Annotated in this window: 31 protein-coding genes; 20 read left to right on the top strand and 11 right to left on the bottom strand. The window is 67.3% G+C overall.

The window, feature by feature from the left end; all coding sequences use genetic code 11:
* Positions 1 to 3: 3 nt before the first annotated feature.
* Together cheA and cheB are read right to left on the bottom strand one after the other, a co-directional pair.
* Positions 4 to 1,965, bottom strand: coding sequence for a chemotaxis protein CheA (gene cheA, locus NBT67_RS05530; protein ID WP_251343814.1), 1,962 nt, complete (start codon positions 1,963 to 1,965; stop codon positions 4 to 6).
* Complete coding sequence (gene cheB, locus NBT67_RS05525) at positions 1,962 to 3,050, bottom strand: chemotaxis-specific protein-glutamate methyltransferase CheB (protein ID WP_251343812.1); 1,089 nt, start codon at positions 3,048 to 3,050, stop codon at positions 1,962 to 1,964. The genes cheA and cheB overlap by 4 nt, the downstream gene beginning before the upstream one ends.
* Positions 3,051 to 3,296: 246 nt before the next feature.
* On the opposite strand from cheB, the gene NBT67_RS05520 reads away from it, so the two are divergent.
* Complete coding sequence (locus NBT67_RS05520; RefSeq protein ID WP_251343811.1) at positions 3,297 to 3,731, top strand: chemotaxis protein CheW; 435 nt, start codon at positions 3,297 to 3,299, stop codon at positions 3,729 to 3,731.
* A 253-nt stretch (positions 3,732 to 3,984) separates the two neighbouring features.
* Positions 3,985 to 4,581: a HalX domain-containing protein gene (locus NBT67_RS05515; protein WP_251343810.1), complete on the top strand. Its 597-nt coding sequence runs from the start codon at positions 3,985 to 3,987 to the stop codon at positions 4,579 to 4,581.
* Here the strand turns inward: NBT67_RS05515 and NBT67_RS05510 are convergent, their stop codons facing one another.
* The gene (locus tag NBT67_RS05510; protein WP_251343809.1) at positions 4,582 to 5,010 is read right to left on the bottom strand and encodes a universal stress protein; all 429 of its coding nucleotides are present in this window, start codon (positions 5,008 to 5,010) and stop codon (positions 4,582 to 4,584) included.
* A 126-nt stretch (positions 5,011 to 5,136) separates the two neighbouring features.
* On the opposite strand from NBT67_RS05510, the gene NBT67_RS05505 reads away from it, so the two are divergent.
* Positions 5,137 to 5,781: a halocyanin domain-containing protein gene (locus NBT67_RS05505; RefSeq protein WP_251343807.1), complete on the top strand. Its 645-nt coding sequence runs from the start codon at positions 5,137 to 5,139 to the stop codon at positions 5,779 to 5,781.
* Between the two features lie 61 nt (positions 5,782 to 5,842).
* Here the strand turns inward: NBT67_RS05505 and NBT67_RS05500 are convergent, their stop codons facing one another.
* A complete protein-coding gene (locus NBT67_RS05500; RefSeq protein ID WP_251343806.1) occupies positions 5,843 to 7,453 on the bottom strand; it encodes a hypothetical protein in 1,611 nt (536 codons plus the stop codon).
* Positions 7,450 to 8,214, bottom strand: coding sequence for an ABC transporter ATP-binding protein (locus NBT67_RS05495; protein ID WP_251343805.1), 765 nt, complete (start codon positions 8,212 to 8,214; stop codon positions 7,450 to 7,452). Before NBT67_RS05495 ends, NBT67_RS05500 begins: the two co-directional genes overlap by 4 nt.
* Positions 8,215 to 8,309: 95 nt before the next feature.
* On the opposite strand from NBT67_RS05495, the gene NBT67_RS05490 reads away from it, so the two are divergent.
* From NBT67_RS05490 to NBT67_RS05480, 3 genes are all read left to right on the top strand, one after another.
* Entirely contained in the window at positions 8,310 to 8,771 is a 462-nt protein-coding gene (locus NBT67_RS05490; RefSeq protein ID WP_251343803.1) for a universal stress protein, read from the top strand.
* A gap of 78 nt (positions 8,772 to 8,849) precedes the next feature.
* On the top strand, positions 8,850 to 9,665 hold the full coding sequence (locus NBT67_RS05485; RefSeq protein ID WP_251343802.1) for a universal stress protein: 816 nt from the start codon (positions 8,850 to 8,852) through the stop codon (positions 9,663 to 9,665).
* Between the two features lie 49 nt (positions 9,666 to 9,714).
* Entirely contained in the window at positions 9,715 to 10,236 is a 522-nt protein-coding gene (locus NBT67_RS05480; protein ID WP_251343801.1) for a phosphopantetheine adenylyltransferase, read from the top strand.
* A gap of 4 nt (positions 10,237 to 10,240) precedes the next feature.
* Here the strand turns inward: NBT67_RS05480 and NBT67_RS05475 are convergent, their stop codons facing one another.
* The 3 genes from NBT67_RS05475 to NBT67_RS05465 form a co-directional block, all read right to left on the bottom strand.
* Positions 10,241 to 10,942, bottom strand: coding sequence for a DUF2270 domain-containing protein (locus tag NBT67_RS05475; protein ID WP_251343800.1), 702 nt, complete (start codon positions 10,940 to 10,942; stop codon positions 10,241 to 10,243).
* 124 nt (positions 10,943 to 11,066) lie between these two features.
* Positions 11,067 to 11,651, bottom strand: coding sequence for a DsrE/DsrF/DrsH-like family protein (locus tag NBT67_RS05470; RefSeq protein ID WP_251343799.1), 585 nt, complete (start codon positions 11,649 to 11,651; stop codon positions 11,067 to 11,069).
* Position 11,652: 1 nt separating this feature from the next.
* On the bottom strand, positions 11,653 to 11,895 hold the full coding sequence (locus tag NBT67_RS05465; protein WP_425498900.1) for a sulfurtransferase TusA family protein: 243 nt from the start codon (positions 11,893 to 11,895) through the stop codon (positions 11,653 to 11,655).
* 204 nt (positions 11,896 to 12,099) lie between these two features.
* Between NBT67_RS05465 and NBT67_RS05460 the strand changes: the two genes are divergently transcribed.
* The 4 genes from NBT67_RS05460 to NBT67_RS05445 all read left to right on the top strand — a co-directional run bounded on the left by NBT67_RS05460 (position 12,100) and on the right by NBT67_RS05445 (position 14,792).
* Positions 12,100 to 13,266 (top strand): MBL fold metallo-hydrolase, encoded by a 1,167-nt coding sequence (locus NBT67_RS05460; protein WP_251343798.1) that lies wholly within the window; start codon positions 12,100 to 12,102, stop codon positions 13,264 to 13,266.
* Positions 13,267 to 13,268: 2 nt separating this feature from the next.
* The gene (locus tag NBT67_RS05455) at positions 13,269 to 13,769 is read left to right on the top strand and encodes a YeeE/YedE family protein (RefSeq protein WP_251343797.1); all 501 of its coding nucleotides are present in this window, start codon (positions 13,269 to 13,271) and stop codon (positions 13,767 to 13,769) included.
* Positions 13,766 to 14,218, top strand: coding sequence for a DUF6691 family protein (locus tag NBT67_RS05450; RefSeq protein ID WP_251343796.1), 453 nt, complete (start codon positions 13,766 to 13,768; stop codon positions 14,216 to 14,218). The genes NBT67_RS05455 and NBT67_RS05450 overlap by 4 nt, the downstream gene beginning before the upstream one ends.
* Positions 14,219 to 14,438: 220 nt before the next feature.
* Positions 14,439 to 14,792, top strand: coding sequence for a DUF7344 domain-containing protein (locus NBT67_RS05445; RefSeq protein WP_251343795.1), 354 nt, complete (start codon positions 14,439 to 14,441; stop codon positions 14,790 to 14,792).
* Positions 14,793 to 14,974: 182 nt separating this feature from the next.
* Here the strand turns inward: NBT67_RS05445 and NBT67_RS05440 are convergent, their stop codons facing one another.
* Positions 14,975 to 15,784, bottom strand: coding sequence for a TrmB family transcriptional regulator (locus tag NBT67_RS05440; protein WP_251343794.1), 810 nt, complete (start codon positions 15,782 to 15,784; stop codon positions 14,975 to 14,977).
* Between the two features lie 273 nt (positions 15,785 to 16,057).
* On the opposite strand from NBT67_RS05440, the gene NBT67_RS05435 reads away from it, so the two are divergent.
* From NBT67_RS05435 to NBT67_RS05410, 6 genes are all read left to right on the top strand, one after another.
* Positions 16,058 to 16,885 carry a TrmB family transcriptional regulator gene (locus NBT67_RS05435; RefSeq protein WP_251343793.1) on the top strand — a complete coding sequence of 276 codons (828 nt, stop codon included), beginning with the start codon at positions 16,058 to 16,060 and terminating at the stop codon, positions 16,883 to 16,885.
* A 420-nt stretch (positions 16,886 to 17,305) separates the two neighbouring features.
* A complete protein-coding gene (locus NBT67_RS05430) occupies positions 17,306 to 17,707 on the top strand; it encodes a hypothetical protein (RefSeq protein ID WP_251343792.1) in 402 nt (133 codons plus the stop codon).
* Between the two features lie 222 nt (positions 17,708 to 17,929).
* Positions 17,930 to 18,820: an ABC transporter permease subunit gene (locus tag NBT67_RS05425; protein WP_251343791.1), complete on the top strand. Its 891-nt coding sequence runs from the start codon at positions 17,930 to 17,932 to the stop codon at positions 18,818 to 18,820.
* Positions 18,817 to 19,578: an ABC transporter ATP-binding protein gene (locus tag NBT67_RS05420; protein WP_251343790.1), complete on the top strand. Its 762-nt coding sequence runs from the start codon at positions 18,817 to 18,819 to the stop codon at positions 19,576 to 19,578. The genes NBT67_RS05425 and NBT67_RS05420 overlap by 4 nt, the downstream gene beginning before the upstream one ends.
* Complete coding sequence (locus tag NBT67_RS05415; RefSeq protein ID WP_251343788.1) at positions 19,575 to 20,147, top strand: DUF8130 domain-containing protein; 573 nt, start codon at positions 19,575 to 19,577, stop codon at positions 20,145 to 20,147. The genes NBT67_RS05420 and NBT67_RS05415 overlap by 4 nt, the downstream gene beginning before the upstream one ends.
* Positions 20,148 to 20,375: 228 nt before the next feature.
* Positions 20,376 to 20,999 (top strand): ArsR/SmtB family transcription factor, encoded by a 624-nt coding sequence (locus tag NBT67_RS05410; protein WP_251343787.1) that lies wholly within the window; start codon positions 20,376 to 20,378, stop codon positions 20,997 to 20,999.
* A gap of 30 nt (positions 21,000 to 21,029) precedes the next feature.
* On the opposite strand, the gene NBT67_RS05405 is transcribed toward NBT67_RS05410, so the two are convergent.
* Positions 21,030 to 21,800 carry a hypothetical protein gene (locus NBT67_RS05405; RefSeq protein WP_251343786.1) on the bottom strand — a complete coding sequence of 257 codons (771 nt, stop codon included), beginning with the start codon at positions 21,798 to 21,800 and terminating at the stop codon, positions 21,030 to 21,032.
* A 565-nt stretch (positions 21,801 to 22,365) separates the two neighbouring features.
* On the opposite strand from NBT67_RS05405, the gene NBT67_RS05400 reads away from it, so the two are divergent.
* Positions 22,366 to 23,373 carry an Ig-like domain-containing protein gene (locus NBT67_RS05400; protein ID WP_251343785.1) on the top strand — a complete coding sequence of 336 codons (1,008 nt, stop codon included), beginning with the start codon at positions 22,366 to 22,368 and terminating at the stop codon, positions 23,371 to 23,373.
* A gap of 31 nt (positions 23,374 to 23,404) precedes the next feature.
* Positions 23,405 to 23,578, top strand: a complete 174-nt coding sequence (locus NBT67_RS05395) for a hypothetical protein (protein ID WP_251343784.1) — start codon at positions 23,405 to 23,407, stop codon at positions 23,576 to 23,578.
* Between the two features lie 88 nt (positions 23,579 to 23,666).
* Here the strand turns inward: NBT67_RS05395 and NBT67_RS05390 are convergent, their stop codons facing one another.
* Complete coding sequence (locus NBT67_RS05390) at positions 23,667 to 24,269, bottom strand: LURP-one-related/scramblase family protein (RefSeq protein ID WP_251343782.1); 603 nt, start codon at positions 24,267 to 24,269, stop codon at positions 23,667 to 23,669.
* Between the two features lie 97 nt (positions 24,270 to 24,366).
* Here NBT67_RS05390 and NBT67_RS05385 point away from each other — a divergent pair, with 97 nt between their 5' ends.
* Together NBT67_RS05385 and NBT67_RS05380 are read left to right on the top strand one after the other, a co-directional pair.
* Positions 24,367 to 24,786: a hypothetical protein gene (locus NBT67_RS05385; protein ID WP_251343781.1), complete on the top strand. Its 420-nt coding sequence runs from the start codon at positions 24,367 to 24,369 to the stop codon at positions 24,784 to 24,786.
* 896 nt (positions 24,787 to 25,682) lie between these two features.
* Positions 25,683 to 26,321, top strand: a complete 639-nt coding sequence (locus tag NBT67_RS05380; RefSeq protein WP_251343780.1) for an energy-coupling factor ABC transporter permease — start codon at positions 25,683 to 25,685, stop codon at positions 26,319 to 26,321.
* The last annotated feature ends 253 nt before the right edge of the window (positions 26,322 to 26,574 follow it).

Below are 26,574 nucleotides of genomic sequence, written 5' to 3'. Positions count from 1 at the left end.
GGTCTACAGCGTCACCACGTCGAGGATTGGGACGATGTTGCCGTCGCCGAGCACCGCCGTCCCGCTGAGGCCGGGAATCCCGCTGAGGACCCCCTCCAGCGGCTTGACGACCACCTCCTCCTGCTTGTTCACGCTGTCACAGCGGAGCGCGGCCCGGCGCTCGGACTTCCGGATGCGAAGCAGCATGCCGTCGCCGTTTCTCGTCTCCCCCGGCACGTCGAGTTCGTCCGCCAGATCCACCACCGGGTAGATGTCGCCGTCGTGTTCGATCATCGGCTCCTCGTTGATCGTCCTGATCTCCGGCACCCGGCTCACCTCGTCGATGTTCTTGATCGGGACGCCGTACTCCTCGTCGCCAACCTCGACGAACAGCACCTTGACGATGGCGACGGTCACCGGCAGCCGCAGGGTGACGGTCGTCCCCTCGCCCTCCTCGCTCTCGACGTTCACCGAGCCGTCGAGCTGTTTGACCGTGCTGTGGACGACGTCCATCCCGACGCCGCGGCCGCTCACGTCGGTCACCTCGTCGGCGGTGGAGAAGCCGGGGTGGAAGACCAGGTCGTACACCTCCGAGTCCTCCATCGAGTCGAGTTCCGCCTCGCTGCGGACCCCCTTCTCGGCGGCCTTCCGGCGGAGTTCGTCCACGTCCAGCCCGCGGCCGTCGTCCTCGACGGTGACGGTGACGTGGTCGCGCTCGCGGCTGGCCCGGAGTTCGATGGTCCCCTCGCGGTCCTTGCCCGCCGCCTCCCGCTCCGCCGGCGGTTCGATGCCGTGATCGACCGCGTTGCGGAGGATGTGCATCAGGGGATCGCTGATCTCAGTCAGGATGGTGCGGTCGAGTTCGATGTCCTCGCCCTCCATCCGGAAGTCGATCTCCTTCCCCTGGTCGCGGGCCAGGTCGCGGACCAGCCGCGGGAACTTGCTGATCACCTTCCGCATCGGGATCAGCCGCATGTCCATCACCGTGTTCTGGAGGTTGCCGGTGATCTTGTCGAGTTCGCCGAGCGTGTCCGTCGCGCTCCCGACGTCGCCGTCGTCGACGGCGCGGCGGAGTTTGATCCGGCTGGTGACGAGCTGTTCGACCAGGCCGTGCAGGTCGTCGAGCTGGTCCACGTCCACCCGGACGGAACTGATCTCGCGGGACGAGCCGTTGCCGCTCGCGGCGTCGTCGGTGGCGGCGGCGGCGTCGGTGGCGTCGTCGTCGTCGGCGTCGGCGGCGGCGGCGTCGCTGCCCTCGTCGCCCGCCGCCCCGTTCGATTCGGCCCCCGCCTGTGCGATGGCGGCGTCCTCGATGGCGGAGACGCGATCGAGCGTCGAGCGGAGTTCGTCGGCCGTCGTCGAGGCGACGACGAGGTCGAACCCGTCCTCGTACTCGCCGTCCTCGACGGCGTCGGGGTCGGGCGTCGTGGAGACGAGGTCCGCCTCCTCGCGGACGGCTTCGAGGACGAGCATCCCGTCGACGCCTTTCATCTCCGACTCGCCCACGTCGACGGTCACCTCGAAGGTGTCAACCTGGGCGTCGTCGGGGGGCTCGGTATCGGCCTCGGCGTCGTCGCTCTCGGCGTCGTCGCTCTCGGCGCCGGCCGCCCCCTCCTCGATCACGGTCCGGATGTCGTCCTCCAGATCCGCCGTCTCGACGTCGACGGTGCCGTCCTCGTCGATGGACTCGACGGCGAGTTCGAGGCGGTCGACGCCCGCGAACACCAGGTCCATCACCTCCGGCGTGACCGCCATCTCGCCCTCGCGGAGTTCGTCGAGGAGGTCCTCGATGGCGTGGGCGAGGTCGCTGGCGTCGTCGTAGCCCATCGCCCCGAAGTTGCCCTTCAGGGTGTGTGCCGTCCGGAAGATGTCGTCCATCGCCTCGCGGTCGTCCGGATCGGACTCAAGCGCCAGCAGCGAGTTGTTCAGGTCGGTCAACTGCTCTTCGCTCTCGTGGACGAACGCCTGGACGTACTCCTCTGTCATGCGTTGACCTCCAGTTCGACGGCGTCGAGGATGCCGTCCGGGACGTCCCCGGCGGCCAACACGTCGTCGACACAGCCCCGTTCGATGGCCCGCTTCGGCATGCCGAACACCGCCGAGGACGCCTCGTCCTGCGCGAGGACGCGCCCCCCGGCGTCGCCGATGGCCTCGGCGCCGGCGGCCCCGTCGGCCCCCATGCCGGTGAGGACGACGCCAACGAGCGGGCCGTCGACCGTCTCCGCCGCGGAGCGCATCGTCACGTCGGCGGCTGGGCGCACCCCGTGTTCCGGCGGGTCCTCGGTCAATCTGGTGCGGAGTCGCCCGCCGCCAGCGCCCGCGACGACGAGGTGCTTGCCGCCCGGCGCGACGAGCGCCTCGCCGCCGCCGATGCGGTCCCCGCCGCTCGCCTCGCGAACGTCGTACTCGCTCGCGGCGTCGAGTCGGTCCGCGAACCGCGACGTGAACGCGTCGGGCATGTGCTGGACGATCAGCACGCGGAGGGCGGCGTCCCGCGGCAGCGATCCGACCACGCTCTCGACGACGGTGGGCCCGCCCGTCGAGGAGGCGATGACCACCGTTCCGCCGTCCCGGAACTCCCGGGCGTGGGCGACGCTCCCGCCGGCCGATCCCGCGGTCGACCCGTCGGCCGCGCCGCCGTGGTCGGCGGATCGCCCGCCGCTCACGTCGGCCTCCGCGACGGCCTTCACCTTCCGGACCAACTGGTCGCTCTTGGCGGACATCTCGGTGCTCACCTCGCCGCCGGGCTTGGTGAAGAAGTCCACCGCGCCCTTCTCCAGGGCCTCGAAGGTCACGTCGGCGCCGTCGGCGGTGTGGGCGCTCAACATGAGGATCGGCGTCGGCCGGTCGGCCATGATGCGTTCGACGGCCTCCAGTCCGTCGACCTCGGGCATCTGGAGGTCCATCGTCACCACGTCGGGGCGGTGCTCGCGCACGGCGGTCACGGCCTCGGCGCCGTTCGCGGCGGTCTCGACGACTCGCACGCCGCCGTCTTCGAGCATGTCCGACAGCAGCGTCCGCATGAAGTGGGAGTCGTCGACGACGACCGCCCGCGGGGCCGTTGCGCTCATCGCCGGTCGCCCCCTCCACCGATCCGTCGGTTCTCGGGGAGCGGAGTCGACCCGGCGAGTCCCGGGGGGACGTGTCCCATCATTCGTTACCCCAGCCTATCCACAGCGGTGAAATAAAGACACCGGCACGGTTATCACCGAGGATAATCCGACCAGTACGCTTAACCCGAGATCGGCCGACCGGACGTCTATGGAGGGACGCGACGGAAACGGCACTCGCGGTCACGGTCGACCGGAGGCGGCCCCATGAGCGAGACGACGACTCGCACCCGAACCGTCCAGCTGCTGGAGTTCGAACTGGGGAGCGAGACGTACTGCGTCGACATCGCCCACGTCGCCGAAATCGTGGACGTGAGCGACCTCACGGTGATCCCGAACTCCGCGAGCCACGTGGAGGGTGTGATGGACCTCCGGGGGAAGACGACGACCATCGTGGACCCGAAGGCGGTGTTCGGTATCGAGGACGACGCCGACGGCAAACGGATCGTCGTCTTCGACCCCGAGCGGACGGCCGACGGCAAGTCCATCGGCTGGATCGTCGACGAGGTGGAGCAGGTCGTCGAGGTCGACGAGAGCGACGTGGAGTCCTCCCCCGTCGACGACGACGAGGCCGTCAGGGGCGTCATCAGGCGCGACGGTGACTTCGTCATCTGGGTCCGCCCGACGGTCGTCGATGCGTAGCTTCGTCGCGCCGGCCGAAAAAATGATATCAGTGCCGATAATTCGGCCAGTAGTTTCTTGTATGACGAAGCGGACGCAACGAACGAGGAACCGCCGACGGGGCGCGCGTCCGGCCGCACTATCGGGACGTTCGGATCCGTCGACCGGGGCGGCGCGCGAGGCGGGAGGATGGGACACGCCGACCCCGTGGACGGTCAGCCGCGGTCCGATCCCCAGTCGACCGAGTGATCCCCCCCCACCAAGGAGTACGAACATGACGACCGAACTTTCGGACGCGACGGTGCTCATCGTCGACGACGAGCAGTCCCTGGCGGATCTGTACGCCTACTGGATCGGCGAGTTCGCCGAGGCGCGGACGGCCTACGACGGCAACGAGGCCCTCGACAAACTGGACGCGGACGTCGACGTGATGTTGCTCGACCGCCGGATGCCCGGGCTCTCGGGCGATGCGGTCGTCGAGGCGGTCAGCGAACGGGATCTGGACGTCCGCATCGTCATGGTGACGGCGGTCGATCCGGGGTTCGAAATCGTGGACATGGCGATCGACGACTACCTGGTGAAACCCGTCGATCAGCCCGAACTCGTAGAGACCGTCGAGCGGATGATCACCCGGAACACCTACGACGACCAGCTTCAGCGCAAGTTCCAGCTCGTCGAGAAGAAGGTGACCCTCGAGGAGGCGAAGACGCCCCACGAACTCGAGGAGAGCGAGGAGTACCAGAAGCTGGTCCAGCAACTCGACGCCGTCGAGCGCGAACTCGACTCCACCGTCGAGGAGTTCGACGACACCGACTTCACCGTCGCGTTCAGGGAACTCCCGAGCGACCCGGTCGATTCGACCGAGGGGTAGCTACCGGACGACCGTCACCGGGACGGGGGACCGGCGGACGACCGACTCGGCGACGCTTCCGAGCAGGACCCGCGTGACGCCTTCTCGCCCGTGGCTCCCGACGACGATGCCGTCGATGTCGTTGTTCTCCGCCCACTCGACGATGGCCCGCGACGGCATCCCGATCACCGTCTCGGTCGTCACCTCGACGCCCCGCTCCGCCGCCGTCGCCGCTGCCTCCTCCAGTACCTTCTCGGTTCGTTCCTCGGCGGTCTCCTGCAGGCGTTCGAAGGTGCTCGGCGCCGCCTCGATGGAGCCGTAGCCCACGTCCGTGGGATCGATCACCGAGAGGACGGTGATGTCGGCGTCGGGGTACTCCTCCAGCGCGAACGAGAGCGCGGCGTCCGCGGGGTCCGATCCGTCGACGGGGACGAGCAGTCGCTTCGTCATGGGGGTGGCTCCGTTCGACGGCACCGTAAGCGTGGGGGTCCGATCCCCGCCGCTGGGAACGCCGGCCCCGACCCGTCGCCCGACCGGGATAGTCAGGTTTTCGTAGGATGGCCCGCTACCCCCGGTATGGGAAGCCAACGTTCCGCCTCGCGACGCGGGTTTCTGACCGCCGTCGCGGGCACCGCGGCGACGGCGGCCGCGGCCGGCACCGCGTCGGCGCAGCCGTCGTTCGACGGCTGGATGAGCGACGTGGGCAACTACAGCGAGGTTGCCGACGCGACCGGACAGGACGAGGTGACGGTTTCGGTGGGTGCACAGGGCAACGGCGGTGCCTACGCGTTCGAGCCCGCGGCCGTCCAGGTCGACCCCGGGACGACGGTCGTCTGGGAGTGGACGGGCGAGGGCCAGTCACACAACGTCGTCGCCGAGGAGGGCGGTGACTTCGAGAGCGAACTCACCGCCGATGCCGGCTTCACGTTCGAACATACCTTCGAATCCGAGGGCGTCGCGAAGTACTTCTGTCAGCCCCACCGCGCGCTCGGGATGAAAGGCGTAGTCGTCGTCGGCTCCCTCCCCGATTCGGGCGGTGGCGGCGGTGGCGGTGGCGGCGGCGGTGGCGGCGGTGGTGGTGGGAGTACCGGCCCCGCCGTCCCCGACAGCGCGAAGGCCCTCGCCGTGGCACTGACGAGTGGTCTCGTCGCCGTCCTCTCCCTCGCGTACTTCTTCGTCCGGTACGGCGGCGACTACGGCGAAGAGTTCGAGAGCGTCTGACCGGCTCCTCCTCCCGTCCGTCGCGCCCAGGAGTGGCGACGCGGCCGTCGACCCGCACCCGTCACAGCACGTACCGGCGGTACCTGCGGCGGGCGTACCGGTAGGACGCGGCGGCCGTCCCGACGCTCAGCGTCCCGAGGACGGCGAGCGCGCCCGCCAGGAGGACCGACGGGGCGAGGCCGCCCGACAGCGTCAGCCAACCGAGCACCAGCCACGTCGCCGTCCCGCCGAGCACGACGAACGAGTAACAGAGCAACACGAGCGTCGAGGGGGCGACGGTTTCGGCACCCCAGAGTTCCCGCGACTCGTAGATGGGATACGCACAGCCGAGGCCGAGCGCGAACCCCGCGGCGACGACCGAGAGGCCGACGCCGAGGGCGGCGAATCCGAGGCCGACCGCGGGCGGCGTCCCGAGCGGGACGGTCCCGAGTGGGACGAGCGTCGCGACGGGGAGGCCCACGGCCAACCCGGCCGCCGCTCGGCCACGGAGGTGGGTTCGCGGCGGCGTCTCGGCCAGCAACAGCAGCGGCAGGTGGGGTCGGTCGTCCCCCAGCGGGTTCAGGCCGAAGGTCGCCCCCGACAGGTAGACGCCGACGGCCGTCCCCGTCCCGGCGGCGAGGAGCGGCAGTCGGCCGCTCTCACCCCCGCCGACCGCCGAGCCGAGCGCCGGCCCCGCGACGAAGAGGAGCATGAGCAGGTGCGAGAGGTCCTGTGGATGGCGGACGGCACGCAGGAGGTGTCCCCAGGCGATCCGGCCGGCGCGGGTCCACGCGAACGGCCGCGGGGGGACGAGGCCGTCGGCCGTGACCGTCGTCGACTCCTCCTCGCTCCGGGACGTGTCGTCCCCGAACCAGAGCGCGTCGGCGCTCCGCTCGGCGGCCGCGAGGCCGACCGGCGTCAGGCCGAGCCACCCCCCGAGGACGGCCAGGGCGGCGGGCGGGACGCCGCCACCGACGGGCGTGCCGACGAAGGCGAGCGCGAGGTAGTCGGTCAGGACGGGCACCGACAGCGCGTCGAGGACGGCCGCGAGGGAGAGGGTTCCCTCGACGAGCCAGCGGGCGACGACCTGCGAGAGGACGACGACCCCGACGAGCGCGACGATTCCGCCGCCTTTCAGCAGGCGACGGAGGGTCGGCGCCCGCCGGAGGATCCGGAGCGCGGTGATCCCCACCGCGTAGCCACAGACGGCCGTACAGAGGAGCATCGGGAGCAGGACCAGCCCCGCCGTCGGGAGGAGGGTCGGCGACCCCAGTCCGAGGGCGAAGGCCCCGAGAACGGCGACGAGGGGGACGCCGAACCAGAGCGTCAGCCGCCCCACCTCCGCGAGTATCAGGCCGACGACGACGGCGCGGGGGTGGACGGTCGTCAGGAGGAGCGCCTCCGCGTCGACGCCGCCGAGTCGCTCCATCGTCCGCAGCGCGGCCAGCGACAGGAGCCCGAGCGGGAGGAGGAGCCCAGCCGGTCCGAGATACGGCACCGCGGCCGCCGTGCGCACGGTCCCGCCGAGCGCGTACGCCGTGGGGAGGGTAAAGAGGAGTTGGGCGCCGAAAAACAGGACGGCGAGCGCGAGGCCGAGGGTCCGGCGGGCGTCGCGGGCGTACCCCCGGACGCTCCGGACGAACTCGGCTCGGGCGATCCGGCGCCCGTGGCGGAGGTCACGCCGGAGGCTCATCGGTCGCCCTCGAACGCGGACGAGCCGTCGCCGCCGGTGACCCCGAGGAAGACGTCCTCGAGCGTGCCGCCCGCGGACGCACGCTCCTTCAGGTCGGACGGCGATCCCTCGGCGACGAGGCGCCCCTCGAAGAGGACGCCGACGGCGTCGGCCACCTCCTCGACGACGGGGAGGATGTGCGTCGAGAGGAAGACGGTCGTCCCCTCGTCGGCGAACGCCGTGATCGACTCGCGGATCCGCCGTGCCGCCCGCGGGTCGAGGCCGCTCGTCGGTTCGTCGAGGAAGAGCACGTCCGGTTCGTGGAGGACGCTCCCGACGAACGCCGTCTTCCGTTTCATCCCCTTGGAGTAGGAGCCGATCCGCTTCGTGGCGTCCTCGCGCAGGTCGAACCGGTCGAGGTAGTCGTCGATCCGCCGCTCGGCCGTCTCCGGCGGGATGTCCCGGAGGTCGGCCACGTAGTCGAGCTGTTCGCGGCCGGTGAACTCGTCGTAGAGCGGCGGCGTCTCGGGGAGGTACCCGACGTGGGAGACCAGTTCGCGCCGATCCTCGACGGGGACGCCACAGACGTGCGCCTCGCCCTCGGTGGGCCTGGAGAGCCCGGTCAACAGCCGCATCGTCGTCGTCTTGCCGGCGCCGTTCGGGCCGAGGAAGCCGTAGATCGTTCCGGCCGGGATGGACAGGGAGACGCCGTCGAGCGCGGTTTCGTCGCCGTAGCGCTTCCGGAGGTCGGTCGCCTCGACGGACGGGGTTGCGGAGGGCATCACGCGCCGGTTGGGCGAACCGCCCCCTATACGTTACGCTCGACCGGGCGTCACCGAGGGATACACTCAAGCCGCCCCCGGCCGGAGCACCCACCGTGTACGAACGGGTCCTCGTGCCGACGGACGGGAGCGACGCGGCGGCGGCGGCCGCCGAACACGCCATCGACATCGCGTCGGCCTACGGCGCGACGGTTCACGCCCTCTACGTCGCCGACGTGCGGATGAGCCCGATCAGTACCGGAATGGATCGCGAGGCGGTGCGCGACCTGCTCGACCGGTCGAACCGTGACCCCACGGGCGCGGTCCGGGAGCGCGCGGACGCGGCGGGCGTGCCCGTCGTCGAGGCGCTTCGGATCGGCGTCCCCCACGAGGCCATCGGCGCGTACGTCGACGACCACGACGTCGACCTCGTCGTGATGGGGACGCACGGACGGACGGGACTGGAGCGCACGATGCTCGGGAGCGTCACCGAGCGCGTCCTCCGGACGGTCGACGCGCCGGTCCTGACGGTTCGCGGGGAGGCGGCGTCGACGCCGGACGGCCGGCCGTCCGGGTGATCCGTGCCGACGCCGATTACCACGTGGCGGGAACGACTCTCGACGTATATATTGTTTCAATGATAATTCGTAACCGATATGTACCGGGTACTCGTGCCGGTGGATCGCGACGAGCGTCGGGCGGTCAGCCAGGCGGACTACGTCGTCCGGCTTCCGGACGCCCCGGAATCGGTCGAAGCGACGGTGTTGTACGTCGTCCCGCCGGAGCGGTTCTCGCGGGCGGAGAGCGTGTCCTTCGCGGACAACGAGGCGGCCGTCGCGGCGGCGGACCGGCTGTCGGCCGCGGGCGTCGAGACGACACGACTCGTCGCCGACGGGAGCGTCTCACGGGAGGTCGTTCGGACGGCGGACGACGTCGACGCCGACGAACTCGTCGTCGGTGGTCGCAAACGCTCCGGGGTGACCCGGGTGTTGCTGGGGAGTACCGCCCACGACCTGCTGGTCTCGGCCGACCGTCCGGTCACGATCACGGGGGCGAACGCCGTCCTCGGCGAGGGGTCGCGGACGGTGATGCTCCCGGTCGACGGGAGCGTCGACCGCGCCCGACGGCAGGCCGAGTACGTCCTCGGGCTTCCCGACGCGGCGGCCGTCGAGGCGACGGTCCTCTACGTCTTTCCCCACCAGGACTACCGGGGCGCCCCGGAGCACGCGTTCGACGAGATCGAGGCGGCCGTCGTGGCGGCCGACGAACTGGAGGCCGGGGGCGTGAGCGTCGAGCGCGCGGCGGTGGGCGGCGAGGTGGCCAGTCGGATCGTCGCTGCCGCGGAGGATCGCGACGTCGACGGCGTCGTGATGGGCGGTCGGAAACGTTCGGGCGTGGCCAAGGTCCTCCTCGGCAGCACCGCGCTGGACGTCGTGCTCTCGGCGTCGCGGCCGGTCACCCTGACGGGGTGATCCCCGGCGACCCCCCATCTACACGGGGCTGGGAGCGGTACGTCGACACATGACACGCTCGGAGCGCGTCGTGATCCTGGGTGGAACCTTCACGCCGATCCACAACGGCCACCGCGCCCTCCTGCATCACGCCTTCCAGACGGCCAGCCACGACGGCGACGGCGACGGTCACGTCGTCGTCGGCCTCACCTCGCCCGACCTCGCGACGGAGACGCGGAGCGACCCGTCACACGCCGAGATGCTCGGCTCCTTCGCCGACCGCCGCGACGCCCTCGGCGCCGAACTCGACCGGATCCGCGACGCCTACACGGCCTCCTGTGAGATCATCCGTCTGGAGGACCCGGGCGGACCGGCGGCGACGCGACCGGACATCGACGCCCTCGTCACGTCGCCGGAGGCGAAGGCCCAGCGCCGGGCACACGGGATCAACGAGCGCCGCGCCGCCGAGGGGCTGTCGCCCCTGGAGATCCACACGCCGCCGTTCATCGTCGACGAGGAGGGCACTCGGATCAGCAGCACGCGCATCCGAAACGGCGAAATCGACGTTCACGGCCGCATCCTCGACGACTGACGGCTCAGGGGAGCTCTCGGATGTCCTCCGAGCGAAGCTCGCCCCTGGCGTGCCAGGCGCGCGGGCGGACGGCGACGACGAGCGCGGCGAGATAACAGCACACGACCGCCGACACGACGACGGCGCCGGGGACCATCCCGACCGCCGCGCTCTCGACCCACGGCTCGGGGGAGAACGCCGTGATCCGGACGATCCAGGCGGCGAGCAACACGCCGAACAGCGGGAGGTAGACGCGCCGGAGACGGTGTGCGACGGCCTCCTCGGCGCTGATCTTGAGCGTCGGCGTCCGGTAGTCACGGCTCAGCGTCGCCCGCCAGTCCGGATCCTCGACGCCGCCGGACGGATCGAGTCCGGGCGCCCAGACGTTCTCCTGCAGGATCCGGACGCGCGTGCGCCAGATCTCGTACCCCCGGTAGCGACGCGCCTCGATCAGGAGGAAGACCGCGAGCGTCACGACGCCGATGAGGATGATGTAGTGGGGGTTGTCCGGGCTGGAGAACGCCCAGGTGAGGATGGCGGCCATGATGATGACCGCCCAGTTGGTCGTCCGATCGAGGCGTTCGCGCCACAGCTTCATGCGGTGGACCTCGCCCCGGTAGAGGTGTGCCATCGCCGAACTCGGCCCCATCTCCTCGTCCAGCAGCCCCTCGCCGACGTCGCGGTACTCCGGATCGGTCGGATCGACGGCCGACGGTTCCTCCGCCATCGTCACCGGTCCCCGCCCGATGGCCGGCGGATCGCGGCGAGCCCGTCGCCGCCACCGATATTCTTTGTATTGCTCACTACAAACAATACTATTCTACCCGGCGTCATAAGCCCTTCGTCGCGTCTCAGACGAGGAGCTGGACGTCCGCCTCGGCCATGTCCCGGACGGCCGTCGCGGCACCGACGCCGGTCGTGACCCCGTCGTAGAAGTCGTCCTCATCGTAGCCCATCAGGTCGATGGTCATCTGACAGGCCTGGAACTCGACGCCCATGTCGAGGGACGTCTCGACGAGCTCCTCGACGGTGGCGGTGTCGTTGTCCTCGATGCGTCTGCGCAGCATCTCGGTGGTCACCCGATCCATCCCGGGGAGCGCCCCCACGACGTTCGGGACGGGCAGGTTCGGGTTGCCGACCGAGCTGAGCTGCAGGTTCTTCGAGCGCTCCTCGTGGAGGATGTCGAGCCCCCAGAAGGTGTGAAAGACGGTGACCTCGTACCCGAAGGCGGCCGCGGTGCTCGCGAGGACGAGCGGCGGGTAGGCCATATCGAGGGTGCCCTTCGTCGCGACGATCGACAGCTTCGGCTGGCCCTCGTCGTCGGCCTCGACGTCCGCGAGCCGCGCTTCGAGTTCGTCGACACGCGCCGCCAGCGCCTCCCTGCTCCGGGCGTCCCCCTCCGTCGGCGTCTCGGTGGTGTTCGGATCCGTGCTCATCTCACTCGGTCTTGCGGACGTAGTGCGCGAAGACGTCCTCCCCTTCCGCCTGGTCGAGGAGTTCGACGCCGTCCGTCGTCTCGGCCCACCCGGCCAGGTCGTTCACGCTCCCCGGGTCGGTCGCGAGCACTTCGAGAATCTCTCCCGCGGAGAGCGTGTCGGTGCGCTGTTTCGTCTTGACGACCGGCATCGGGCAGTTCTCGCCCGTCACGTCGAGCGTCTCGGTGATCTCGTAGTCGGTCATGATATTGACTTCACTACCCAATATCGTGGCCGCGAGTAAAAGCATGTCGATGGACGTTCCACGATAGTGCATCACCGTTGGTATCGATGGACTTGAAGGGGGTTTGAGCCCGTGTAATTCCGATATCGATCCATATAATATTGTAGAATAAGTGGATTACTATGCAAAGTATTATCCGTGGGCGGTCGGTAGATGACCCCGTAGATGAGCGACAACGCATCCACGGACGAACGGGTCGCAACGGTCACGCCGGACGCTCTGCTCGAGCGCATCGACGGCGGCGAGGACGTCTTCGTCCTCGACGTGCGCTCGGAAGACGCCTTCGAGCAGTGGCACATCGACCGCGCCGACGTCGTGAACCGTCCGTACTTCGAGTTGCTGGACGGGATTCCGTCCGACCTCCGCGAGGAGTTGCCCGCGGACCGGCGCATCACGGTCCTCTGTGCGAAGGGTGGCTCCAGCGAGATGGTCGCCCGGACCCTCGGGGACGCCGGCTTCGACGCCGAACACCTCGAAGGGGGGATGAACCGGTGGGCGCGGCTCTACGAGTACTCGGAACTCGACGTCGACGGCGACGCGACGGTCGCGCAGTATCGCCGTCCCGCCACGGGCTGTCTCGCCTATCTCGTCGCCTCCGCGGGCGAGGCGGCCGTGATCGATCCGCTGCGTGCGTTCACCGACGAGTACGTTCGGGACGCCCGCGCGCTCGGCGCCGACCTGAGGTACGCGCTCGACACGCACGTCCACGCCGACCACGTGTCGGGCGTCCGTGACCTCGCCGCGGAAACCGGCGCCACGCCCGTCCTCCCCGCTCCCGCGGCGGAACGCGGGGTCGACTACGACGTCGACTACGCGACGGTCGCGGACGGCGAGTCCCTCGCCGTCGGCGACGTCGACGTCGACGTCCTCCACACGCCGGGGCACACGACCGGCATGACCGCCTACCGGGTCGGGGACGTCCTGTTTACCGGCGACGGGCTGTTCACCGAGAGCGTCGCCCGTCCGGACCTCGAAGACCCCGAGGCCGCGAGGGCCGCCGCCCGGACGCTCCACGGGAGCCTCCGGAGGGTGCTCTCGCTCCCCGACGAGACGGTCGTCGCCCCCGCACACTTCAGCGACGCCGCGACGCCGAACGACGACGGCACCTACACCGCGGCGCTCGGTAGCCTGCGCGAGCGGATGGACGCACTCTCGATGGACGAGGACGCGTTCGTCGAGTTCGTCGTCTCGGGGATGCCCCCGCGTCCGGCCAACTACGAGGAGATCATCGCCACGAACCTCGGCCTGCAGTCGCCCGACGACGAGCGGGCGTTCGAACTCGAACTCGGGCCGAACAACTGCGCGGCCAGCGAGGAGGCCCTCACGAACTGACGATGGGCACGCTCACACCGCTGTTGGCGTCCGCGCTGGAGGCGCCCTTCCCGAGGGGTGTCCTCCCGTACCTGCTGGGCGGACTGCTCGTCGGACTCGGCGCCACGATCATCTACCTCTCGACGGGGATCATCGCCGGCGCGAGCACGTTCCTCGAATCGACGCTCTCCTACGTCTCGAACGTCGACCGGTTCCACCGCGACACGTACGTCCGGTCCCGCGGCTGGCGCGTCGCCTTCACGCTCGGCATCGTCGCCGGCGCGGCGGTCTGGGGACTCGTCCTCGACCCCGGCCCCTGGACGACCGACGTCCAGTGGTGGCGGCTGCTCGGCGGCGGCGTCCTCGTCGGCGTCGGGACGCGGCTCGGAAAGGGCTGCACGTCCGGTCACGGCGTCTGTGGCGTCGGCTCGCTCTCGACCACCTCGCTGGTGAACGTCGCCACGTTCATGGCGTTCGCCATCGGGACCGCACAGCTGATCCAGGCCCTGGGGGTGAGTCCGTGACCGACGCGGATCGACGTCGCTCGGGGGTCGTGGCCGTCGTCTTCCTCGGCGGGCTGGCGTTCGGCTTCGGCCTCGCGGTCAGCGGGATGGCCCGCCCCGAAGTCGTGCTCGATTTCCTCCAGTTCGAGGACTTCGGCCTCCTCTTCGTCATGGGCGGTGCCGCGGCCGTCACGGGACTGGCCTTCTTCGTCGCGACCAGCGGGCTCGACGGCGCGCCGCTCACCGGCCGCGAGTACACGCGTCGCATCAAGGCGTTCGACCGGAACGTCGTCGTCGGGGGGGCCGTCTTCGGCGTCGGCTGGGGGCTCTCGGGCGTCTGTCCCGGCGCCGCCTACGCCAGCCTCGGCGTCGGCAACCTCCCCGTCCTCTGGGCCATCGCCGGGATGTTCCTCGGCGCCTACGGGCAGGGTGTCGTCAGGAGTCGCCTCGCCGCCGCCACGGCTCGCTGACCCGTCCCCGGCGGTCGTCGAGACGGGCGCAGTCGACCGCCCGGAAGTCGGGACTCGGCTTCGCACCGCCCGCGGCTTCGGACCGACTGTCCCGTTCGCCCGGCGACTCGCCCACGTGGTTTGAGGATTCGGGTTACCGATACGGGTTTCCGCTACGTCCGTGAGATATCTAGTCCGTGTTCGCGCGAGCGCCGTCGCGACTGGACACAGTGGGTCACCTATGAGCGACTTACAACGGGAGATATCGACCGAGACCGCACTCCGACTGCTGGCCAAACAGCAACGACGGCGGATCCTCCGCCGGATTGCCGAAAGCCCCGACCCAACGACCGTCGACCAACTCGCGACGCATCTCGGGGACGCAGAGGCGACACGGACGGACAACCGAACCCACGACGACAGGGTCGTCTCACTCCACCACGTCCACCTGCCAATGTTAGCCGAGGCGGGCGTGATCACCTACGATGCGTCCCAGAGGGTCGTGCACCGCGGACAGGAGTTCCAGACCGTGTTCTCCCTGCTTGAAGTGATCGCCAGCAATCGATCACAGACGTCGATGGATCAGTCCGGCTAGCACTCCCCGGCGTCTGCCTCCGAGCGGTACGTCGCTCCGGTCCCCCGCTCGATTCAGTTCGTGACTCCCGCTCCGTAGACACCCGTCTCCCTTCACCGAGCGTGCCGCTGGGAACCTCGTCACTCGAGTCCTCGAGCAGTGATGCGCCGCCTACCGGTGCAGAGCTGTTGTGAGACTCCGGGTCACTGTACTGAGTCCTCGCCTCGACTCTCGTCGAGCTGCCAGGTGAACATTACTTTCAGGACGACGACCAGACTGTTCGATGGACCCGAGCCCCAGATGGCGGTTTCGTCGCGCGGTTCGGGCGGGTGGTCACCGTCCCCGTCGACGAGGACGCTCACGAGTGTCCGCTCCTGGTCGACCGTAAGCAGGCGTCCGGCGGGTGTCTCCGACCAGTCCCACAGCGACTCGAACCGTTGTGCACCGGGTACTTCCCGTTCGAAACGATCCTGGGTCGATTCCGACATCTCCGCGAGGCGGATCGACACGCCACGCTCGCTTGCGCGCGATAGGCTGTCAGTGACCTCCTCGGTGAGCAACTCCTCGACGGTCATATAGACGACCTCCTCGTCGGCAGCCGAGACGAAATCCACCACGCGCTCGGTCACGGTATCCCGGCCGGTCACCGTCCAGACGCCCCGCTGTTCTGTGGTGCGATCGGTGGTCTCGATCGCGTCGAGTGCGTCCGTCAGCGCCGTCACGCGGTGCGCGTATTCCTGTTCGAAATGCCGGCCGGTCGTCTCCGTCGAAATCGCCCAATATCGCTTGGGACTCGATCGTTTCACGTCGACGAGGCCGCGTTGTTGGAGTTCCTCGGCGGCGTCGTAGACGCGTGTTCGAGGGACGTCGGCGACCTCGCTCACGTCCTGTGCTGTCGCTTCGCCGAGGCTGACGAGCGCGACGAACGTTCGGGCGGCGTAGGTACTGAGCCCGAGGGCTTTCAATTGCTCGACGGCTGTGGACCGTGCTTGGTCTGATGGGTCGCCGGACATCGAATCCCCACCGATCGTGAAACCACCGTCGGTGGTGTTTGTGTAGTGATAGAGGGGTTGGGACCGGTTCTGCGACTACACGTCACGCTACCCTCCGTGCTACTCGCACAAAGAAGTATTGTGATTAAGCGAGTGAATAGATCGTCAGTGCTGGTCTTGCCGGGGCCGAAGCCCTCTGATTCTGCGTGCCCCTGTGACCGTGTGAGTGACTTCGGTGCGACGTATTAAACAGCCAGGACACGAATGGATCAGCAGTCGTCGAGGTTGGGACCAATGGACAATATTTCGAACCAAGACCAGGCGATCGAACTGCTCCAAGAACTCGGGCTCAAAGAGTACGAGGCGAGGTCGTTCGTGGCGCTCGCACGCCGCGAGCGCGGGACGGCCAAGGACATCAGCGAGACCTCCGACGTGCCCCGGACGCGCGTCTACGACGCGATTCGCGTGTTGGAATCGAAAGGGCTCGTCGAGACACAGCACTCGAATCCGAAGGTGTTTCGCGCCGTCACGATCGACGAGGCGGTCAACACGCTCCAGTCGGAGTACATCGAACGCACGAAATCCCTCCGGAGCGCGCTGAGCGGACTCGATCCGACTGACGACGAACGGACGACGGACGCGACTCACGAGGTGTGGTCTCTCTCGGGCAATCAAGGCATCACGAGCCGGACACAACAACTGATCGAGGGCGCGACGGAGGAGTTGATGCTCGTGATCGGGCACGAAAGTATCTTCACCGATCAGTTGGCGGACCAGTTGCGCACGGCCGGGGAACGTGGTGTGGACGTCATCGTCGGGGCGGTCGACGAGGATCTCCACGCCGAGATTCGGGACGCCCTCCCGGGGGCCGAGGTGTTCGTGTCGGGATTGGACTGGCTGAGTCGGTCGCCGCTCCCGAGCGACGACACGGAGATCAGTCGGCTGCTGCTGGCTGACCGCGAGGCGATCCTGGTGAGTTCGTTCGTCGAATCCGGGGGGGACAGCCGTGAACACGAACAGGGCGTGTTCGGCCGTGGGTTCGACAACGGTCTCGTTGCGATCGTCCGACGGCTGATGGCCACTGGATTGCTGTTCCGGGACGATCCGAGGGGGAGTGAGTAGCTTCCGGCAGTTCCGCCGGGAGCCCTGCGTCTACCGTCGACGACGCCACGGCTGTGACCTCCGACGACCTCCCGGCGGTTCGGGAGGACCCCGTACCGCTCCCCGACTCCCTTGTGACAGTCATCGAGGCGCCGAGCCCCGTCCAGTCGATACCGGTGTGAACGGGCAGTAACCGTGGGACGATGGGACCGCCATCGATACGCCTTCTACGCGACTGATTCCCCGTGAGGAGCTGTCACCGTAGCGGACACGAGGGACACACCACCACGCCCTCCGGTAGGTGCTATGAAAACGGGGGGAGTCATACGACGCTTCACGGGGTGGTGTCCCGAGCAGTCCATAGTGAAACACCTGCAGTGAGCGTGCAGTCCCTGTTTTACTTATCCGGTCATTTTTATCCTGCAAGAGTCGAAATACCACATGAACCGGCGTACTTGGCTCGGTCTCTGTGCCGGTACTCTGTCGAGTGGGTGTCTCGGACTGACGGGGCCGCCGAAGAAGCAAATCGCCTGGATTCGACTCGACAATGACCGCAACGAAGCCCTCGCTATTGAGGTGTTCATCGTACGGAACGGCAAGGAGGTCTTTCGAGAGAACTACCAACTCGGTACCAGCCCCGACCGAGCGTCGGTTCGCGTGGACGACCCCGTCGACGAGCCAGGCCGGTACTCGCTATACTTCGATATCGAGGACCAAGTGGCGCACCTTCACCCCTCAGAAGTTGCTGCTGCCGACGTACGTGAGCCCTGTATCGGCGTCCGGTACACGCTCCACGAGCAAGAAACGTCGGGATTCGAGTTCGAACCGGCCGAAGAGTGTTAGTTCTCCACGCGGCACCTATCGTTTCGAGATCCGTGGTCACCAGTGTGCGAACGGTCCTACGACACCCTGCTGAAAAGCCAATGCAGATCGAGAACCCGCCGACGAGGAAGGGGGGCTAAACCGCCGCCCGACAGTATCGCCGATTTTCCGGCGACGTACCGTCCGTAGCGACCGTGATCGATTCGACAAGATATAATCAGTTGAACCGAGTTGGACGACCCGATGCGTTGGTCCCCGCTCGCCCGCAAGGAAGCCCGAACGGTTGCGACGTCGAAAGGTGTCTGGATTCTGGTTGCCCTCCTCGTGCCCTGGGGCTATCGGCCGAGTTACGTCGGCTGGGACGGCCTCGGGGCGAACATCACGGCCGGATACGTACAACTCGCCGGAACGGCACTACTCCCGCTCGGCGTGTTGCTGCTGAGCTATCGATCGGTCGTGGGCGAACGGACCTCGGGCAGTGTCAAGTTCGTCCTCGGACTCCCACTCACGCGAACGGAGGTCCTCCTCGGGAAGGTCGTCGGCCGCACGGCCGGTATCGCTGGCCCCGTCACCCTCTCCTTTCTCGTTCTGGCCGGCATCGGACTGGTCGATCACGGCGTGTTCGATCCCCTCCTATTTCTCGGGGTCGTCATCGTGACGCTCGTCTACGTCTGCGTGCTCGTCTCGATCGCCGTGTCCATCTCCGCCGTCACCGAGCGGACGGTCACGGCCGCTGGTGCTGTGTTCGGGCTGGTGTTCCTGCCGTTCATCGTGTTCTGGTCACAGATCGCGACGGCGGTCTTCTCGCAACTGACGGGGACGTCCGTCAATCCGTTCGATCCCCCGGCGTCGGGACCGCTCTTCTTCCTGCACCGGCTCTCCCCCGGTGGTGCGTACCACGTCGTCTCGAACTGGGTGCTCGGCGTGGGTAACTCCGCGAGCACGTACAGGACCGTCCTCACGGAACTCCAGCCACAGGTGTCGACGAACGCCCTGGTCGTCGAATCGACGTTCCAGTCCGGCACGGTTCCAGTCTATCTCCACGAGTCCGTCGGCGCTCTCGTTCTTCTCGCGTGGCTGGTCGTCCCGCTCGGACTCGCTCGGTTCGCCTTCTCTCGGGGGGATCTGGTATGACCGAGGCCATCATCGAAACCGACGGACTCACGAAGCGATACGGATCGACGGTCGCAGTGGACGACCTCGATCTCACGGTCACCCGCGACGAGATCTACGGCTTTCTCGGTCCCAACGGTGCGGGAAAGTCGACGACGATCGGGATGCTCATGGATTACGTCCGTCCCACGGAGGGATCCGTTCGCGTTCTCGACGGTGATCCGCAAGCCGACGTCGTCGAGGTACACGACCGACTGGGAATCCTCCCCGATCGGTACGGTCTCTACGACGGTCACACTGCACGACAACACCTCGAGCTCGTCATCGATACGAAGCGGTCGAGTGACGCTCCCGAGCGGCTGTTGGCCCGCGTCGGACTCGGCGACGTGATCGACCGAGACGTCGCGACGTTCTCGCAGGGGATGGAGCAACGGCTAGCACTCGCGATGGCGCTCGTCGGCGAGCCGGACCTGCTCGTCCTCGACGAACCGTTCACGGGGCTCGATCCCCACGGGGTCAGGACGGTCCGCGAGATCGTCCACGAGGAGAACGACCGCGGCGCGGCCGTCTTCTTCTCCAGCCACGTCCTCGGACAGGTGGCACTCGTCTGTGACCGGGTCGGGATCCTCCACCGTGGTCGTCTCGTCGCGCAGGGAACCGTCGACGAACTCAGGACCCGGGCCGACGTCGAGGGGGACGCCTCGATCGAGGAGATATTCGTCTCGATAACCGACGAGGCGACCACCGCGGCCGAACGAACCGCGGAGGGGGACCGATGAGGCGACGTGCCCTGCTCGCCGCGGCCGGCACGTCGATGGCGAGCCTCGCAGGCTGTCTGGGTGCGTCGGAGTACACGATCACGGACGTCGAGGTGACGTCATCGGCACCGGTCGAGTTCGACGTGACGATCGCGGATCCCGATGCCGTCATCGAACACCCAGCGCTGCTCGACTTCGAGCTAACAACCCGGGAGGATCGACCACTCCGCGTGCGGAATACGGGCGTGTGGCCGTTCGGACTCCTGAAACTCGTCGACTCGCTCGACACCGAGGGTCCGGCGGGAACGCTGCTCTGGACGGAGCAGTACGAAGCCAGTGACCACGCCGACATCGAGAGTCGGCGGAACTACGGGACCGATTCGACGCACCTCGTCCGGACCCTCGACCCCGGAGAGACGGTTAGCGAAACGTACGAACTGCACGGTGACGGGATTCGTGAGGCGGGCACCGCCTACGTTCGTGGCGAGTTCGAGCCGCCGATATTCGAGTACACGAGGGACGACACTGACGGGTGGCGGTCGTTTGCCCCCGAGATAGCGGTGACGATCGCGACGAAACGGCTGCTGTGAGGCCGGAGGCTTCGATCGACGGTGCGTACGACGCGACCGATCAGTGTCGGTGGGACCGAATGGGTAGCGGCTGGTTAGTAGATGCTCGGAAGGACGATCACCTACTTACGGGAGCGGTCTTGATCGCGGGGACCGCATTTCACCGCCACTCCCGACGTAGAACGGGCGCTTAACCGACGATACGTCAACAAGCTATTATGCGACGACTGTACACCGTCCCCACGACCGATGTCATACTTTCCGACGGCCCCGGACGCCCCGGACGACGACGAGTCCACGGCTCGCGTACTCGAATTCGGCACCGAGTGTGCCGACGATGCCCTCGAAGCGCTCTCTTCGGGGACGGCGCAGGATATCGTCTCGGTTCTGCAGGACGGACCGGTCACGGCGAACGACGTCGCCGACGACGTCGACACCACCCTCCAGAACGTCCACTACCACCTGAATCGCCTCCACGAGGCGGGCGTCGTCGACGTGGTCGACACGGTCTACTCGGAAAAGGGGAGAGAGATGGACGTCTACGCCGTGTCTGGGTCGCCGCTCGTGATCGTCGCCGGGGACGACGACGACCGGAAGACCGTCGTGGAACTCCTGTCCGAACTCACCGGCGGAGCCGGTCTCCTCGCGGGCGTGGCAGTCGTCGTTCAGCGGCTCCTCGGGTCGAACGGGTCGCCCCCGTCCCGGACGTTCGCGGGGACACCCATCGAGATGCTCTCGCCCGGTGTGGTGGTCTTCGCGACCGGTCTGGCGTGTCTGTCGAGCCTCGCCGTGATCGTTGCGTTCCGGAACGATCTCCTGTCTCTCCCGCTCGTGCAGTCCTCGATCGACGGCGACGCGAAGTCGATGCAGTAGCTCGGGATCCGTCGGCTGGTGGACGAGCGATCACTCACTCCGAGAAGAGCCCGCGAACCCCGCGACAGTCAACAGTATCCCGATCGGGAAGTGGAGAAACAGCAGTGACCAGTGGGCCGTGACGAGTCGATACGGAGTGAGTACCTGTCCGAGTAGTACGAGTGCGAGCACGAGATACCCGAGTCCCGCGTACCGATCGTACAGGGTCGCGTACCGCGGGCGCCGAACTGCGACAGTACCGAGTCCACACAGTCCCGTCACGAGGTGAAACGCATCGAACGGCGGTGTCAGTCCGACGAACGCGATCCCCGTGATCGGTCCAAGCGGGACGAACCCTCCGGCCCCGACGATACTCAACGCCGCGCCACCGAGTCCCGCAGTGACGACGGTGACGTCCCACGTGACGCACGCCGCACGCGGGCGACCTCGTTCGTCGACCGTCAGTACGTCTCCGGTCGTGCGCCAGAGGTGGACGCCGACGATGATCCAGGCGAGTCCGTACAGCCCGATGCCGGCGTTCGTGTGCGGGGTGATGGCTGCGTTGAGTGCGAGACTCGCGGGTACGGCCAGGCCCCAGATCGCCGCGAGGGGCGTCGAAACGAGCGAGAGGTGCCACAGACGATACGCGAGAAGGAGCGTGCCGAGTGCGACGCAGATCCCACCGACGAATAACGGTAGTCCGACGACCAGAAGCTTGAACAGGGCGTCCGGATAGATCGCGTTCGCGAACAGGGCGAGAAAGCCACCGATCAGTCCGGCGCCCAGGAGTCGCGTTCCGGTGGCTCCGGACCGACCCAGCACGCGTCCGTATCTGGATCGTACCTCCAGAACCCCGAGAGCGAGACACGGGGGAACGATGATCGCGACATCGACGAACCACGGGACGGTGACGAAAAGCGCCGGAACGAACGTCCAGATCGTGCCACCGACTACCGCGGCAGCCGATCGTGTGCGGGCCGCGTCGAGATGGGGGACCATCGTGCGACGGTGGTATGCAAGGAGGGACGGAATGTCTGGGGGTAGATAAAACGCGTCCTGAACGACCTGCCGAGTCCGTGAGGCGCGAAGCGTGACGGAGCGTCAGCGAGCGGTTGCACGCCCGTTCAGCCTTCGGGGTCGGTCAGTGCAGAACGGATATACTCCCCGTAGTACGAGTGGGGTCCGGGATCCCGCAGTTATACCCCTGTTCTCTCCGAACCGGATCCGGTTCGGAAACGGCCGTTTCGTCGTCGCCGGTCTCCGCTCGTGCTGTCGTGTGACGAACGGAGTCGCCTGGATGATCGGATCGAACGTCCCGTAAGTTGGGAACGCATCACCCTATTCGACCAGCGTTACGGCGCAGAACGACCGTCTCGTGAACAGTTCTATGCAGTCCGATCCACATACACCCTTCCATGCCCTCCAGACCGTGTCGCTCTCAACAGCAGCCCGGCACGTGGTACCGATGAGACGCCGTGACTTCCTCGCAGCGGTCGCGTGTGGATCCGGAGTGCTGTCCGGGTGTTCGACGACCTCCGGTCCCGTTCGAGATCCGAGCCCCACGCCCGAGCCAACGCCGCCACCGGAGGTGCACACCCTCACCGAGGAGAAGCCGCTGCCGACCCCGGACGGCGTCTCGAACGAGGCGGCGGCGCGCTCGTTCGTCGAGGCGCACGAACGACGGTACGTCTACAACGAACTCGTCGGCGGGTTCGGAACCGCCCAACCCGCCACCGAGATCACCGTCGAGCCCACGGACGCTGCCGTCGTGTACGCGACTGACGCGGGCTATTACCTGCTGTCGACGTGTCGTGGCTCCGCACAGTACTACGACCCGGACGGCGCGTCGCGTCGCGCGCGCCGAAATGCCGCCAGCGTCGCCCACTTCGTCGGCTCGGACGTCCACCGGCGGATTCCGTTCGACGCCTACCGGTGTGCGGAGCCGATCGTCACCGGCTCCGGTGAGGGGGAGAGATCGTCGGCACGGTTCCAGATCTACGATTTCGAGACGCCGCCGAACTACGACCAGCCGGATCAGAGCGGTCACGAGGTCGACGTCCGTATCTCCGACGCCGCTGGGGAGGTCGTACTGGATCGGGACTACCGGACTTCGCTCCCACTGACTGTGCAACCGAGGGTGACTCGCACGACCGGTGCATACTCCATTTCGGTGTCTACGGGGGGCGGCGGCCAGGTCCAGCACGACTGGTCGCTGTCCGAGCCCACCGACCCCGCCTGGTGGGCGCTCGTCGTACTGATCACTCACAGCGGAGGCGTGACGGTCCAGACGCTCTATCCCAACGAGGTGGTGGGCTTACCCTCCGGCTCCCTGTGTACCCGGTTGGGTAACATCGGGGCCAGTCGTCGCAGATCCGATGACGTTCCGGGGCGGTAACACCGAACTCCTGGGGAAGACGGTCCGGAGGATGCCCTCCCGACGCCCGTTCGTCGTCGGTCACGGCAGCGTGGTGGACACAGCAGGATTGCTCGCCGTCGCGCTCTATTCGGCGGCCGGTTCCCGTATTCTGCTCGTCACGGACGGCGTCGAGTACAGTTCGCGGCGAGTCGAAATCTATCGCCGGGTCGAGTCCCGACCGTGACACGAGGTTGCGACCGCGAGGTAGTTGGGACCGGTCGCGTCCCCCCCTCAACGAACGGGAGGGGGACCACAGCGTACGGGACGGTAGCTCACTGGTTTTCGAGAGCGTCGAGGATGCACGCGGCGGCGACCACCGCCTCTTTCGGGACCGTGCTGGCGTCGTCGATGCTGACCGTGTAGGTGTCCCGCAACGAGAACTGCCCCTCGATGTCGCCGACGTGAGCGCCGTCGGCGTCGAATATCTCGTACTTGTTCGGGATGAGGTTCGCGACGGAGACGAGATGCCGGAGCGCCGCAAGGGGTTTGCTCTTCGATCGGATCGTCGCCAGCGACTCTCCCGTGTCGGGGTCACGGATCGTCCAGTTCTCCACGAACAGCGAAAAGTCCTCGTCGAGGACGACGACCTCCTCGCCGGTTTTCGCGTCCGTGATCGCGTAGTTCCCTGCCACGTCCATGATGCCGCCGGCTTTCACCGTGAACGCGTCCTCGTCGTTCCCGTTCACGAACGGGAACTCCTCTTTCATCTTGAACAGCTTCTGCTTCCCGCGCAGGACGACGTTGCCGGCGCTGTCGCGGACGACGTACTTGTTCCGGATCGCCGACTGCGTGACCTCGTAGCGATCGTCGTCGAGATCGACGGTGGAGATGTCGTACGGGGTCGACGCCGATCCGGACGTGGAGGGCTCGGACATGGGTGACTGATGGCTCACGTTCGGAGAAAAGCCTTCTGCTCGGGCCGGTAGATCGGAGCAAGATTCTTGCCGTTGAGATAACACCACCGACGCACGTATGACGCCGTCCCTCCACCTCGATACGATCCCGTCCCCGCTCACGGTCGGTGGGACTGCTGGCATCGTCCACGCCGGTATCGCCGCGCTGCTGTGGACCTATTTCGGATTCGAGGATCTACTCGCCACGGCCGCCACCGAACCGCTGTACGTCGGCTACGTCGTCCTCGGGATGGTGCTTCTCGGTAGTGTCCCCGGGATACTGTACGTCAGATTCGACACGGTTTCCCCACCCCTCCTCGTCGGCAGCCTCCTCACGCTGTCGACGGGGCTGACCTGGCGGACACACCGGACCAGTGCGACCCCCGTCGATCCAACCCCGTTCGGCTGGTACGTCCTCCTCTGGATCGGGATCGTCGCCGTCGCCGGGCTCGTCGGCGGCATCGAAACCACGCTTCGTCACCGCTCCGCGACGACCTGACGCTCGCCCCGCGCCGAGTCCACCACCACCCGAAACGGGCGACGTGGGACTTCCGGTCTCACCGGGACCCCCAGCGTCGACTCGACGGGTGACTTCACGGTCGTCATCTCGGCCGATACCGTTCGACGAATATTAATTCGTAGATAAAATTACCAATAGTTACTATCTCACACTCCATATTACACAACTCCCCAGAAACGTGCTGACAGGAATTTAGTAGCTCTGGAACCCAGGTACGGTTGCAATGTGTCACTGCTTCGGCGACCTGACCGAGATGAGTGACGAAGAGCGAGCGGAGGTTATCGAGGAACACTCGACGGAAGAACTTCGCGCTGAATACTCCACGGAGGAACTAGAAACGCTCGGCGTCACCGCCTGAGTGACACGCTTCGCGTCGCCACCGCGGCACGGAGCCCGTCTGCCGGCGGACGATCCTCCCCACCCGTCTTGATCGACTCTCTCGAACCGATGGGGCACGGCGGTATCGTCGTCCCACGTCACGTCGTGGGTCCGCTCCCCGTCTGCTTCGAGATTCGGTGACCCTCCGGCCTGGGCGTCCTCGTACGTCAGGGCTCCCGGTCGCCCCTCTCGTACGATGGTCACTTCGAGGACGATCGTCGATCCCGGAGCGGTCCCCTTCGGAGGCTCCTCGGGGTCGACGGCGCCGCGTTCCGTTCGGATGACCGTCGCTCCTGGCGGGAGTGTCTCGGGTACGGCTTCCATCTCGGCGAATCAGTCCTCCGGGACGAGGTCACACTTGTTCGACAGGCCGGGACGTCGAAGTCCGTGCGCAACGGATGGTACTTGGTTGGCTGTCCGAATAGCTACCGACTATAGTTGGACGTTTATACTTTATTTCGGAAGCCATATGTCGCGACCTGCGGAATCAGAAATCGATGCACACACCGGATGGCTTCTTACACCCGTGGATGGCAGGCACGTTCGTCCTGCTCACCGGTGCGGTATTGGCCGTCGCCGCAATGCGGACACGTGACTCGCTGACCGAGTATCGGATTCAGCTGTTCGCGATCGTCGCGGCGGCAGTGTTCGCCGCACAGATGCTCAACTGGCCCATCCCTGGCGGGACGAGTGCGCACTTCGTCGGCGGTGCGTTCGCCGCGGTCGTACTCGGCCCCCACTTGGGGGCACTCGCCGTCGCTCTCGTCGTTGCCGTTCAGGCGCTCGTCTTCGGTGACGGCGGTGCGCTCGCACTCGGAGCGAACATCTGGAACATGGCGATCGTCCAGGCGTACGTCGGGTACGCAGTCTACGCGGCACTCGCAGACCGCAACGAACCGCTAGCGATCGTGGCCAGCGGATGGATCGGGATCACCGCCGCCGCTGCATCTGCCGGGCTCCAACTCGGCGTCTCACCGGGCTTCACCGGTGAGTTCCTCGCGGTCGTCGCCGTCATGACTGGCGGTCACTTCCTCCTCGGCATCGGTGAGGGTGTACTCACCCTCGCAGGCGTGCGGCTTCTCGATCGCGCCGGCGTCGAATCCGAACGGCTCCAGCCGGAGGGGGTTCGCGTATGAGCGCCCGATCGTTTGCCCGGACACCGTGGCAACGACGCTCGCTTGCCGGGGTCCTCGGGCTCGTGGTGCTCGCACCGGCATTCGCATGGGCATCCGCGCGGACCGGGTACGCAGAGCCGATGGAGAACGCCGCTGCACTCGCCGGTGTGGCCTCCGACGCCGTCCCGACGGGACTTAGCCTCCTTTCGGGATACGCACTACCGGGACTGGGACCACACGTTGGGACACTCGGTGGCGCACTCCTCGGTACTCT

The organism is Haloplanus sp. GDY1 (genome assembly GCF_023703775.1).
Lineage (GTDB): Archaea > Halobacteriota > Halobacteria > Halobacteriales > Haloferacaceae > Haloplanus > Haloplanus halophilus.
Note: the sequence above shows the minus strand (reverse complement) of the source record. Positions and strands in the feature narration are given on the sequence as shown.

Excerpts from the sequence above, each read along its gene's own strand:
- NBT67_RS05395 (WP_251343784.1), top strand. The coding sequence starts at position 23,405 with ATGCCCTCCCGACGCCCGTTCGTCGTCGGTCACGGCAGCGTGGTGGAC.
- NBT67_RS05430 (WP_251343792.1), top strand. The coding sequence starts at position 17,306 with ATGAACCGGCGTACTTGGCTCGGTCTCTGTGCCGGTACTCTGTCGAGT.
- NBT67_RS05485 (WP_251343802.1), top strand. The coding sequence starts at position 8,850 with ATGTACCGGGTACTCGTGCCGGTGGATCGCGACGAGCGTCGGGCGGTC.
- NBT67_RS05470 (WP_251343799.1), bottom strand. The coding sequence starts at position 11,651 with ATGAGCACGGATCCGAACACCACCGAGACGCCGACGGAGGGGGACGCC.
- NBT67_RS05440 (WP_251343794.1), bottom strand. The coding sequence starts at position 15,784 with ATGTCCGGCGACCCATCAGACCAAGCACGGTCCACAGCCGTCGAGCAA.
- NBT67_RS05510 (WP_251343809.1), bottom strand. The coding sequence starts at position 5,010 with ATGACGAAGCGACTGCTCGTCCCCGTCGACGGATCGGACCCCGCGGAC.
- NBT67_RS05455 (WP_251343797.1), top strand. The coding sequence starts at position 13,269 with ATGGGCACGCTCACACCGCTGTTGGCGTCCGCGCTGGAGGCGCCCTTC.
- NBT67_RS05460 (WP_251343798.1), top strand. The coding sequence starts at position 12,100 with ATGAGCGACAACGCATCCACGGACGAACGGGTCGCAACGGTCACGCCG.
- NBT67_RS05505 (WP_251343807.1), top strand. The coding sequence starts at position 5,137 with ATGGGAAGCCAACGTTCCGCCTCGCGACGCGGGTTTCTGACCGCCGTC.
- NBT67_RS05500 (WP_251343806.1), bottom strand. The coding sequence starts at position 7,453 with ATGAGCCTCCGGCGTGACCTCCGCCACGGGCGCCGGATCGCCCGAGCC.
- NBT67_RS05465 (WP_425498900.1), bottom strand. The coding sequence starts at position 11,895 with ATGACCGACTACGAGATCACCGAGACGCTCGACGTGACGGGCGAGAAC.
- NBT67_RS05435 (WP_251343793.1), top strand. The coding sequence starts at position 16,058 with ATGGACAATATTTCGAACCAAGACCAGGCGATCGAACTGCTCCAAGAA.
- NBT67_RS05520 (WP_251343811.1), top strand. The coding sequence starts at position 3,297 with ATGAGCGAGACGACGACTCGCACCCGAACCGTCCAGCTGCTGGAGTTC.
- NBT67_RS05515 (WP_251343810.1), top strand. The coding sequence starts at position 3,985 with ATGACGACCGAACTTTCGGACGCGACGGTGCTCATCGTCGACGACGAG.
- NBT67_RS05495 (WP_251343805.1), bottom strand. The coding sequence starts at position 8,214 with ATGCCCTCCGCAACCCCGTCCGTCGAGGCGACCGACCTCCGGAAGCGC.
- NBT67_RS05410 (WP_251343787.1), top strand. The coding sequence starts at position 20,376 with ATGTCATACTTTCCGACGGCCCCGGACGCCCCGGACGACGACGAGTCC.
- cheA (WP_251343814.1), bottom strand. The coding sequence starts at position 1,965 with ATGACAGAGGAGTACGTCCAGGCGTTCGTCCACGAGAGCGAAGAGCAG.
- NBT67_RS05390 (WP_251343782.1), bottom strand. The coding sequence starts at position 24,269 with ATGTCCGAGCCCTCCACGTCCGGATCGGCGTCGACCCCGTACGACATC.
- cheB (WP_251343812.1), bottom strand. The coding sequence starts at position 3,050 with ATGAGCGCAACGGCCCCGCGGGCGGTCGTCGTCGACGACTCCCACTTC.
- NBT67_RS05475 (WP_251343800.1), bottom strand. The coding sequence starts at position 10,942 with ATGGCGGAGGAACCGTCGGCCGTCGATCCGACCGATCCGGAGTACCGC.
- NBT67_RS05385 (WP_251343781.1), top strand. The coding sequence starts at position 24,367 with ATGACGCCGTCCCTCCACCTCGATACGATCCCGTCCCCGCTCACGGTC.
- NBT67_RS05400 (WP_251343785.1), top strand. The coding sequence starts at position 22,366 with ATGCAGTCCGATCCACATACACCCTTCCATGCCCTCCAGACCGTGTCG.
- NBT67_RS05415 (WP_251343788.1), top strand. The coding sequence starts at position 19,575 with ATGAGGCGACGTGCCCTGCTCGCCGCGGCCGGCACGTCGATGGCGAGC.
- NBT67_RS05420 (WP_251343790.1), top strand. The coding sequence starts at position 18,817 with ATGACCGAGGCCATCATCGAAACCGACGGACTCACGAAGCGATACGGA.
- NBT67_RS05425 (WP_251343791.1), top strand. The coding sequence starts at position 17,930 with ATGCGTTGGTCCCCGCTCGCCCGCAAGGAAGCCCGAACGGTTGCGACG.
- NBT67_RS05380 (WP_251343780.1), top strand. The coding sequence starts at position 25,683 with ATGCACACACCGGATGGCTTCTTACACCCGTGGATGGCAGGCACGTTC.
- NBT67_RS05480 (WP_251343801.1), top strand. The coding sequence starts at position 9,715 with ATGACACGCTCGGAGCGCGTCGTGATCCTGGGTGGAACCTTCACGCCG.
- NBT67_RS05445 (WP_251343795.1), top strand. The coding sequence starts at position 14,439 with ATGAGCGACTTACAACGGGAGATATCGACCGAGACCGCACTCCGACTG.